This window comes from Kitasatospora sp. NPDC001225 (assembly GCF_053597855.1).
In genome coordinates this window covers 1-9,315 of record NZ_JBSFJC010000211.1, presented here as the reverse complement: position 1 = coordinate 9,315, position 9,315 = coordinate 1, and the positions used below count along the sequence as shown (strand labels likewise).

Annotated in this window: 9 protein-coding genes; 4 read left to right on the top strand and 5 right to left on the bottom strand. The window is 75.2% G+C overall.

Annotated elements, in window-relative coordinates; all coding sequences use genetic code 11:
- Nucleotides 1-751: alpha/beta hydrolase (locus ACWDCZ_RS37180; protein ID WP_449818225.1), on the top strand; the 751-nt coding region annotated here is incomplete at its 5' end.
- 72 nt (nucleotides 752-823) lie between these two features.
- On the opposite strand, the gene ACWDCZ_RS37175 is transcribed toward ACWDCZ_RS37180, so the two are convergent.
- On the bottom strand, nucleotides 824-1,738 hold the full coding sequence (locus ACWDCZ_RS37175; RefSeq protein ID WP_449818224.1) for an alpha/beta hydrolase family protein: 915 nt from the start codon (nucleotides 1,736-1,738) through the stop codon (nucleotides 824-826).
- 99 nt (nucleotides 1,739-1,837) lie between these two features.
- Here ACWDCZ_RS37175 and ACWDCZ_RS37170 point away from each other — a divergent pair, with 99 nt between their 5' ends.
- From ACWDCZ_RS37170 to pip, 3 genes are all read left to right on the top strand, one after another.
- Nucleotides 1,838-2,428, top strand: a complete 591-nt coding sequence (locus ACWDCZ_RS37170) for a TetR/AcrR family transcriptional regulator (protein ID WP_449818223.1) — start codon at nucleotides 1,838-1,840, stop codon at nucleotides 2,426-2,428.
- A 175-nt stretch (nucleotides 2,429-2,603) separates the two neighbouring features.
- Entirely contained in the window at nucleotides 2,604-3,047 is a 444-nt protein-coding gene (locus tag ACWDCZ_RS37165) for a hypothetical protein (RefSeq protein ID WP_117485973.1), read from the top strand.
- Nucleotides 3,048-3,136: 89 nt separating this feature from the next.
- Nucleotides 3,137-4,096, top strand: coding sequence for a prolyl aminopeptidase (pip, locus tag ACWDCZ_RS37160; RefSeq protein ID WP_449818222.1), 960 nt, complete (start codon nucleotides 3,137-3,139; stop codon nucleotides 4,094-4,096).
- 37 nt (nucleotides 4,097-4,133) lie between these two features.
- On the opposite strand, the gene ACWDCZ_RS37155 is transcribed toward pip, so the two are convergent.
- The 4 genes from ACWDCZ_RS37155 to ACWDCZ_RS37140 form a co-directional block, all read right to left on the bottom strand.
- On the bottom strand, nucleotides 4,134-6,194 hold the full coding sequence (locus tag ACWDCZ_RS37155; protein ID WP_449818221.1) for a DUF2264 domain-containing protein: 2,061 nt from the start codon (nucleotides 6,192-6,194) through the stop codon (nucleotides 4,134-4,136).
- Between the two features lie 81 nt (nucleotides 6,195-6,275).
- A complete protein-coding gene (locus tag ACWDCZ_RS37150; RefSeq protein WP_049649583.1) occupies nucleotides 6,276-6,788 on the bottom strand; it encodes a GNAT family N-acetyltransferase in 513 nt (170 codons plus the stop codon).
- Nucleotides 6,789-6,881: 93 nt separating this feature from the next.
- On the bottom strand, nucleotides 6,882-7,085 hold the full coding sequence (locus ACWDCZ_RS37145; RefSeq protein ID WP_049649584.1) for an MbtH family protein: 204 nt from the start codon (nucleotides 7,083-7,085) through the stop codon (nucleotides 6,882-6,884).
- 109 nt (nucleotides 7,086-7,194) lie between these two features.
- The coding region (locus tag ACWDCZ_RS37140; RefSeq protein ID WP_449818220.1) for a condensation domain-containing protein at nucleotides 7,195-9,315 on the bottom strand (2,121 nt) is incomplete at its 5' end.

Genomic DNA, 9,315 nt, shown 5'->3' with positions numbered 1-9,315 from the left:
GTACGGCTCCGGCGTCGTGGAGGACCTCGCCAGCCAAGGCTTCGGGGTGGTCACAGTCGACCACACCTACGACGCGGCGGCGGTCGCCTTCCCCGGCGGACGCGTCGAGACGAACCCGACGGGCGGGATCAGCGACTACGCCAAGGCCCTCACGGTCCGTACCGACGACATCCGCTTCGTCCTCGACCGGCTCGCCGTCCTCCGCTCGGGTGGCCACCCCGGCGTCTGCCGCACCCCGCTGCCCGCCGGCCTGCGCGGGGCGCTCGACCCGCGGCGCGTCGGGATGCTCGGCCACTCCCTGGGCGGCGCCACCACCGCCGCGACGATGCTCACCGACGGACGGATCACGGCGGGCATGAGCCTGGACGGGGGCGCGGCGGGCCCGGTGGTGGACGCCGGGCTCGACCGTCCGTTCCTGGTCGTGGACACCCCCGGCAAGGGCGGCATGGAGAACAACCCCGCCCTGCGCGCGTTCTGGTCGCACCTGCGCGGCTGGCGCCTGCACCTGACCGTACGGGGAGCCGCGCACCAGTCGTTCGGCGACGACGTGCTGATCCTGCCGCTGCTCGCCCCCCTCCTGGGCAGGTCGGCGTCCGATCTGGAGGAGGATGTCGGGACGATTCCCGGGCACCGGGCACAGGCGTTCCAACGCGCCTACCCGCGAGCCTTCTTCGACCTCCACCTCCGCGACCAGGGGCGGCTGCTCGACGGCCCCTCCCCCGACTTCCCCGAGGTCGACTACGCCCGGTGAACGCCTTGGCGCCGGCCTCGCACGGGGATCACGACCCGGGGAATCCCGCGGGGCGGCGAATGCGGGCCGGGGTCAGTCCTTGTGCCGGAAGGACGCCTGCCCGGCGGCTTCGGCGTCGGCGCGGAAGCGGGACCACGCACCGGGGCCGAGTCCGAGGGCGTCGAGGAGGTACGCGGCGACGGCGTCGGCGACGAGGGCGACCCGGTCGGCGTCCGGGTCGGTGGTCTCGCTCACGGCCTCCCCGGCGATGCCGCCCAGGGTGTGCTCCCCGCCGGGGACGACGAGGAGACGCTTGGGGGCGGGGCTGAGGTCGAAGGCGTCGAGGAACCAGTCCGGTCCGCGCGTGGACATCCTCGATTGGTCCCTGTCGCCCGCGATGACGAGCGCCGGCGTGGTCATGGTGGAGTAGTCCGGCCGCATGAAGGGCAGGTGCTCGACGGCGAACGGCGTGAGCGAGTCGCCCGTGCCGGTCGCCGCGATGAGCACGCCCGCCGCCGCGCCGCCGTGGGAGAGGTCCTCGCCCGGGACGCCCTGGGCGTCGAACACCCGGGCGCCCAGCAGGGCGCCGACGGTCTGGGCGCCCCAGGAGTGCCCGACGAGGGCGACACGGCTTCGGTCGGCGCGGTCGATCAGGTCGCCCGCCTCGGCCAGGACGGCGTCGAGGTGGTCCAGCACGGCGTGGAGGTCGTCGACGCGCACGCGCCAGATGGTGCCGAACCACGGATCGTCGAACCCTATGGCGTTGCGGCGCGAGTCCAGGTGGGTCGGCTGCACGACGACGAAGCCGGCGGCGGCCCAGCGGTCGACCAGCGGCTCGTAGCCGTCCATCGACCACGCGTTGCCGTGGGAGAACACGATGACCGGAAGGCCGCGGCCCTCGGCCGGTGCGGTCACCTTGACCTGCAGGGGCACCGCCCGCCCACCGGCGGGAACGGTGATGGGCTTGACCGCGACGGTCTTCGTCCGGGATTGCGCGGGAGTGAGCATGTGCGGACTCTCTGTCGGGAGGACGCGTGCCGCATACTTGGCGGAACGATGTTCCGCTCACATTAGCGGAACAATGTTCCGCGAACCAGAGGTGAGACCTTGTCCCCATCGGCCGGCTCCAGAGCGGCAGGCGCACAGCGCACCCGCCAGTCCCTGCTCGCGGCCGCGGCGCAGGTGTTCGTCGAGCAGGGCGTCCAGGCGCCCATCCGCGACATCGCCGGCCGGGCCGGCGTGGGCCTGGGCACCGTGTACCGCCACTTCCCCTCCCGGGCGGAGCTGGTCGTCGCGGTCTACCGGCACCAGGTGGACGAGTGCGCGCAGCTCGCCGCCGACCTCGCGGGGTCGCCGCGGCCGGGCGAGGCCCTGGAGCGGTGGATGGACGCGTTCGTGGAGTTCCTGGTCACGAAGCACGGACTGGGGGCCGCGCTCCAGTCCGAGGACCCCGGCCTGCAGAGCCTGCACTCCCTGATGCTCGACACGCTGGTCCCGGCCTGCGCCTCGCTCCTCGCCGCCGCCGCGGCCCGGGGCGAACTCGACCCGGACGTCACTGCCTACACGCTGATGCGCGCGGTCGGCAACCTGTGCATCCTGGGCCCGGGATACGACCGCGAGCATGCGCGGGCCATGGTCTCCCGACTCCTCGCCGGCTGCCGGACCACCATGCCCCCGGACGGTCCCGCGGCGGCCTGACGACGGGAATCCGCACGGTCTTGCCACGGGACGCACCGTCGGGGTCACCATCGATCAGGCGACCCCGTCGGGACGGGGTGATGCGCCGGAGGCCGGGAACGGCCGCGACGTACAATCGCGGCGAAAACGAAGCGCCGGGCCGGGATTCCGGCACCGGCGTGAGGGAGGGGACAGGATGTTCGGTTCGGAGAAGAAGCTCAACGACATGGCGGCGCGGCTCAGGCCCGACCTGAGTCGGGAAGCGCTCGGCGTCGGGCCGGACTTCCCGGGCATCGCCCCGAACCCGGTCCTGAGCAGGGACGCACGGAAGCGCAATGCGGAACTGCGCACGGGGGCGCTCGCGCTCGGCGTTCTCGTCGACTGGCGGGAGATCAGCAGCGGCGGCAGCCCACGCGTGGCCCTGATGCTCGACGTGGAGACCATCGGCGGCATCTCGTTCCGCGGTATCGCGGACGAGAACCTCACGATCACCGAGATCACCCGACTCGCCCCGGGGCAGACGTTTCCCGTGCGCTACCGGCCGGCCGTCATGGACCACTACGTCGCCCTCGCCCGGGACGCGGACCCCGCCCACGTGCAGCGGCTCTCCGACGAGATCGCGAGCCGCAAGCGGACCTGACCCGAAGCCAGTCGAGTGCGAACCGGCTCCGGGGCGGAGCGCCAGCGGTGCCTTCCGCCCGTTGCGGCCCCCGCGTACGATCGGCGCTCATGGTTGACCTCTATCCTCCGACCGAGCCGTACGACACCGGGTTCCTGGATACCGGAGACGGCAACCGCCTCTACTACGAGCAGCTCGGCAACCCGGACGGCAAGCCCGCCCTGAACGTCCACGGCGGCCCGGGTGCGGGGGCGCCGCGACGGCCGACCCGGGCCTGGGACCCGGAGCGCTACCGGGTGATCCGCTTCGACCAGCGCAACTGCGGCCGCAGCACCCCGCACGCCAGCGACCCGGCGGCGGACATGAGCCTGAACACGACCCGGCACCTGATCGACGACATGGAGCGGCTGCGCGAACACCTCGGCGTGGAGCGGTGGTTGCTGAACGGCGCCTCCTGGGGGTCGACCCTCGTCCTGGCCTACGCGCAGCGGCATCCAGGGCGGGTCACCGAGATCGTCATCCCGGCCGTGACGACGGCCCGGCGGGCCGAGATCGACTGGCTCTACCGGGGTGCCGGGCGGTTCCACCCGGAGGCGTGGGACCGGTTCCGCGACGGCGTCCCGGAAGACGAGCGGGACAGCGACCTGTTGGCGGCGTACGCGCGGCTGATGGAGAACCCCGACCGCGCCGTCCGGGAGAGGGCCGCCGCCGACTGGCTCGCCTGGGAGGACGCGGTCGTCTCGAACGAGCCCAACGGTTCGCCCGGCATGTACAGCGACCGCGAGGTGGACGCGCGGATCGCCTTCGTCCGGATCTGCGCCCACTTCTTCAGCCACGGCGCCTGGCTGGAGGAGGACCAACTGCTGCGCGACGCCCACCTGTTGGCCGGCATCCCGGGCGTGCTCGTCCACGGCCGGCACGACATGGGCTGCCCGGTGCAGACGGCCTGGGAGCTCGCGAAGGCGTGGCCGGGGGCACGGCTCCACATCATCGAGGACTCCGGGCACGCCGGCAGCGAGGCGATGGGGCAGGCGACCCGGACCGCCATCGAGGAGTTCAAGAACCACTGACCCCCAGGCCTCGGAGGCGACCTCGCCGGCCCTGAACTCAGGTCGCCGGACCGCGGTCGACCGGGGCCTGCCACGGCAGGACCGGGCGGACCAGCAGTTCCCGCCCGTCCGGCCACGTCAGTCGGACCTCGGTGCCCGCCACCCGGACCGCCACCTCCGGTGCCGGGGGCGCCCCCGGCGCGCCGGTCAGCAGCACGGCGCCGACCACCACCTCGATCCGTTCTGACGACTCGTCACATACCCGTGCCGGAGCGGGCGGGAGCACGAGGAGGGGAACGGCGCAGCGGTGGCCGAAGGCGTTCGCCCCCTCGCGGCGGTGCACCTCCGCCGCCGTCCAGCCGTGCAGCCCGAGCACCGCGCTGACCAGCCCCGGCCCGTTCGCGCCGGGTGCCGTCCGGACGGCCGCGCCCGGAAGCCCCCGCAGGACCGTCTCCGGCGCCGCCTCGGCCGCCAGCGCGTAACCCCCCTCGCGCAGGCCCCAGCCGGGCGGTCGGCGCAGGCCGTGCACCCTGATCTCCCAGGGCCCGGCCGGCACCGAGACGCTCACCACGGGCGGCGGCGCCGCGCCGGGGACGGCCCCGCCCGGGGGCAGCGGCCGGTGCCAGGAGGCGGCGTACCGGTCGGTCACGGCGAGCGGGTGGATGCGTTCGCGGCGGGTGGCGGTGCCGTCGGGCAGGAGCAGCGCCAGGTGGTTGTCGATCCGTGGCGCCTCCGGGCCGATCACCGGCCCGGTGCGGGTCGAGTAGGCGAGCCTGGCGTAGTGCGGCTCGTCGCGTTCGACGGCCGGCGGGGCGGTCAGGTAGCAGGAGCCGTGGTTGAGCACCCGGACGAGCCCGTCGGAGGCGGTCCGGTGGACGAGGAACCCGGGGACGGGCAGCGCGGCCGTCAGGTCGGCGCGCTCCCGCGCGAGCGGCTCCTCGGGCGCCGTCCACACCGGGTGGCCGGCCGGGAGCAGCAGCCCCAGGAACCCCATGGCCGCCGCGTACGGCGAGCCGGGCGAGCTGTAGACCTGGGCGGCCGCGCTCTGCTCCCCGTACCAGCCGAGCGGGAGCAGGCCGCGCGGGTCGGGCGCGCCCCGCTCGGTGAAGTGCCGCAGCACGCCGGAGGCCAGGCGGCGGGTCTGCCCCGGGGTGAGCGGGGTCGCGCCGTCCAGCGCCCCGAGCCAGACCGGGGCCAGGCAGGCGAAGCGGTAGCTCAGCGACCGCCCCTGGTGGAGCACCGCGCCGTCCGGCCCGAACAGCCAGCGGTACTGGGCGAGGAAGCGGTGCAGCCGTTCGCGGTACAGCGCCGCCCTGGCCCCGGCGCGTTCCCCGGCGATCCGCGCCCAGAGCAGCGGGTAGAGGTGGAACCCCCAGGCGTTGTAGTGGTCGAAGCGGCGGCCGGCGTCGTAGGCCGCTTCCGGGCCGACGGCGAACTCCTGCGGGCCGCCCGAGCGGTAGTCGTGGCGGGTCTCCGGCCCGTCCAGGTACCAGCCGTCGCCGGAGTACCACGGCTCGATCCGGTCCAGCCGGTCCTCGATCTCGCCTCGGTCGTGCCCGGCGCCGACGGAGGCGAGGAACTCGCCGACCACCGCCTGGAAGAGCACGTGGTTGTTCTCCCGGACGCCCCGGCCGACCGTCCCGCTGAGCCAGCCCGCCACCTGCTCGCGCTGACCGGGGGTCAGCCGCTCCCAGATCCACGGGCGGGACTCGTGCAGGGCCACCGCGAGCGACGCGGCCTCGACGATCTGCTGGGAGTAGTCGGTGACGGCCGGCCAGCGCTCCGGCCCGCCGGGGTCCGTGCCGGCGAGCAGCCCGGCGGTGACCTGGTCGGCCAGCTCTCCGAGGCGGCCGCGCGCCGGCTCGTCCCCGGCCGCCAGCCGGACGGCGGCCAGCACCGCCGTCCGCGCGAAGCCCTCCAGGCCGTCGGTGTCGCCGCCCGACCAACTGCCGCGCCCCGGCGGCGAGATCCGCGCCCCGAGCGGGCTGCGGTAGGGCCGCAGGGACGCCAGCAGGTGGTCCGCGACGGCGATCCAGTGCCGACAGGTCCAGCCCGTCACCGGCGCGCCCGCCCGGTCCTCGGGCGGCAGGTCGAGTCCCGCGGTCGGTCGGTCCCGCATACGGCGGCCTCCTGGTGGCGACGGTGCCGGCGGCTCCGGCACCCTCACCGTACGGCCGGGCGCGCCGCGGCCCGGGGCGGCTCAGGCCGGGTCGGTGGTGGAGACGGCGAGCAGCTTCGTCACCGAGCCGTCGTCCCCGACCACGTCGCGCAGGTGGCGGAAGCCGAGCCGGCGGCACATCGCCAGGCTCGGGGTGTTCTCCGCGCCGACCATGCCGTAGACCTCCTTGAGCCCCAGTTCGTCGCCGGCGTAGCGGATCAGGCCGCGGACCACCTCGGCGCCCAGGCCCCGGCCCCAGAACTCCGGGGCCAGCGCGGTGACCAGCTCGTGGCCGTCGACGTTCCCGGTGCGCTTGACCTCGGCGTGGCCGGCGTACGCGCCGTCCAGCCAGAGGCCCCAGATGTCGAAGAGGTGCTGCGGGTAGACGTCGGTCAGGATCGCGCGGAACAGCGTGCGGATGTCCGGCTCGGGCACGAGGTCCTGGCCCATCCAGCGGCACACGTCCGCGTTGCGGAGCAGGGAGACGAAGGCGTCCTCGTCCTCGGGCCGGTAGGGGATGAACTCCAGGTGCTCGGTGCGCAGCTGAGGGGTCATGCCGCTCTCCTCTTGGGTCGTGGTGGTTCGGTGGTGCGGCAGCCGTGGGGCGGGGCCGGTCGGCGCGGCCGGCGGCCCCGTCCCCGCGGCCGGTCAGGCTCGGGCGTTCTCCATGCGCTCGCGCAGGCTCTTCGGGCGCATGTCGGTCCACACCTCGTCGACGTAGGCGGTGCACTCGGCCTCGGTGCCCTCGGTGCCGACGGGCTGCCAGCCGGCCGGGACGTCGAGGTCGGCGGGCCAGAGGGAGTACTGCTCCTCGTCGTTGCGCAGCACCTGGTAGCGGGTGTTCTCGTCCATGTCGGGCTCCTTCGTCATCGTCGGTCGGTCTCGGCGGGGTCGGTACGGGTCGGTACGGGTGGGCGGGGTCGGTACGGGGGCGCGGTGTCGGTACGGGTGGGCGGGGTCGTCACCGTCCTTCCCGGGCGTGCCGGGCGATCTGCCGCAGGGCGGCGGCGAAGTCCTCGGCGGCCCGGCGGACGGCCCCGGTGCCGTGGACGGCGGGCCGGTGGTGCCAGGTGAAGGCGAGGCGTCCGTGCTGGGCCGCGCCGACCACCTCCAGCGGGTGGGAGCCGCCGTCCCGCGGGTCGTGGTCCTGGCCGAAGGAGCCGAGTTCGGCGCGGACCAGGCCGTCGCCGGCGGCCTCGGGCCGGGCGTCCCACTGGCCGAGGTAGTTGAAGACCACCTCGCCGTGGCCGCCGGCGGCGAGGCGCTCGCGGACCCCGGGCGTCCCGAAGGTGCGCAGGGCGCCGAAGCCCAGGCCGTTGCCGGGCACCGCGCGCAGCTGGCGGCGGACGGACTTCACCAGGGCCCGCCAGTCGCGGTCCGGGCCGGGCTCGGCCGGGTCGGGGACGTGGAAGGTGACGGGGTGGACGGTGGTGAACCAGCCGACCGTACGGGACAGGTCGACGCCGTCCAGCAGGTCCTCGCGGCCGTGCCCCTCCAGGTCCAGGCCGATCCGCTGCTGCCCGCTCCAGCGGGCCAGGGCGAGGGCGAGGGCGGCCAGCAGCACGTCGTTGACCCGGGTGCGGTAGGCGGCGGGGGCGGCGCGCAGCAGCGCCTCGGTGTCGGCCTCGTCGAGTTCGACGGTGACCGCCGCGGTCTCGGCACCGCCGGGATCGGACGGACCGCCGGTCCCGGACGGGCTGCCGGGCAGGGCCGCCCGGGCGCTCACCGCCTCCTCCCAGTACGGGAGTTCGTGGTCCAGGCCGCCCTCGGCGACATGGGCGGCGAGCCGGTGCGCCCAGTCCCGGAAGGAGGTGCCGCGCTCCCCCAGGGTGACCGGCCCGCCCTGGACGGCCTGGCGGTGGGCGCTCTCCAGGTCGTCGCGCAGCACCCGCCAGGAGACGGCGTCGACGACCAGGTGGTGGGCGACCAGGAGCAGCAGGGCCGGGTGCTCCGGGTGGCCGGTGAACAGGGCGGCGCGCAGCAGCGGGCCGCGGGCCAGGTCGAAGCCGGCGTGCAGCTCGTCGGCGGCCTTGGCCATGGCCGCGTCGGCGGCCCCGGCGTCCTGCCCGGTCAGGTCGTGGTGGACCAGGAGGTCCTCGGCGGGGGCGGGCGGCGGGTTGAACTGGTGCCAGCCGGCCTCGTCGCGGGTGAAGCGCATCCGCAGGGCGTCGTGGTGTTCCAGCAGGGCGTCGAGCGCGGTGCGCAGCGCCGCCGGGTCGGGGTCGGCGGAGAGTTCGAGCAGGGTGGACTGGTTGAAGTGGTGGTGGGCGGCGCGCGGGGTGGTCAGGAACCACTCCTGGATGGGGGTGAGCGGGACGCCGCCGGTCACCGGGCCGTCGTCGGCGCGCTCGGTGGCGGTGCGTACGACGGTGGCCAGTTCGGCCACCGTCTGGTGGCTGAACAGGTCGCGGGTGGCCAGGTGCAGGCCGTCGCGGCGCAGCCGGGAGACCACCTGCATGCTGAGGATGGAGTCGCCGCCGAGGAGGAAGAAGTTGTCGTCGGCGCCGACCTCGTCGAGGCCGAGGACGTCGGCCCAGATCCGGGCGATCCGGCGTTCGAGGTCGGTCTCCGGCGCCCGGCCGGGGCCGGCCGCGGCCTGGGCGGGACCGGGGTCGGGCAGGGCCCGCCGGTCGAGCTTGCCGTTGGGGGTGAGCGGGAGCCGCTCCAGCGCGACGAAGGCCGAGGGGACGAGGTGCGGCGGCAGCGACTCGGCGAGGTGGAGCCGCAGGTCGAGGGCGGGGGCGCCGGCGGTGGCGTCGGCGGGGACGACGTAGCCGACCAGCCGGCCGCCGCCCGGGCCGTCGGCGCGGACGGTGACGACGGCGTCGCGCACCAGGGGGCTGCGGCGCAGGGCGCTCTCGATCTCGCCGGGTTCGATCCGGAAGCCGCGCAGCTTGATCTGCTCGTCGGCGCGGCCGGCGAACCGGAGCTGGCCGTCGGCGGCGCGGCGGGCGAGGTCGCCGGTGCGGTACATCCGCTCGCCGGGGGCGCCGTACGGGTCGGGGAGGAAGCTCCGGGCGGTGAGGCCGGGGCGGCCGAGGTAGCCGCGGGCGAGGCCGGGGCCGGCCAGGTAGAGCTCCCC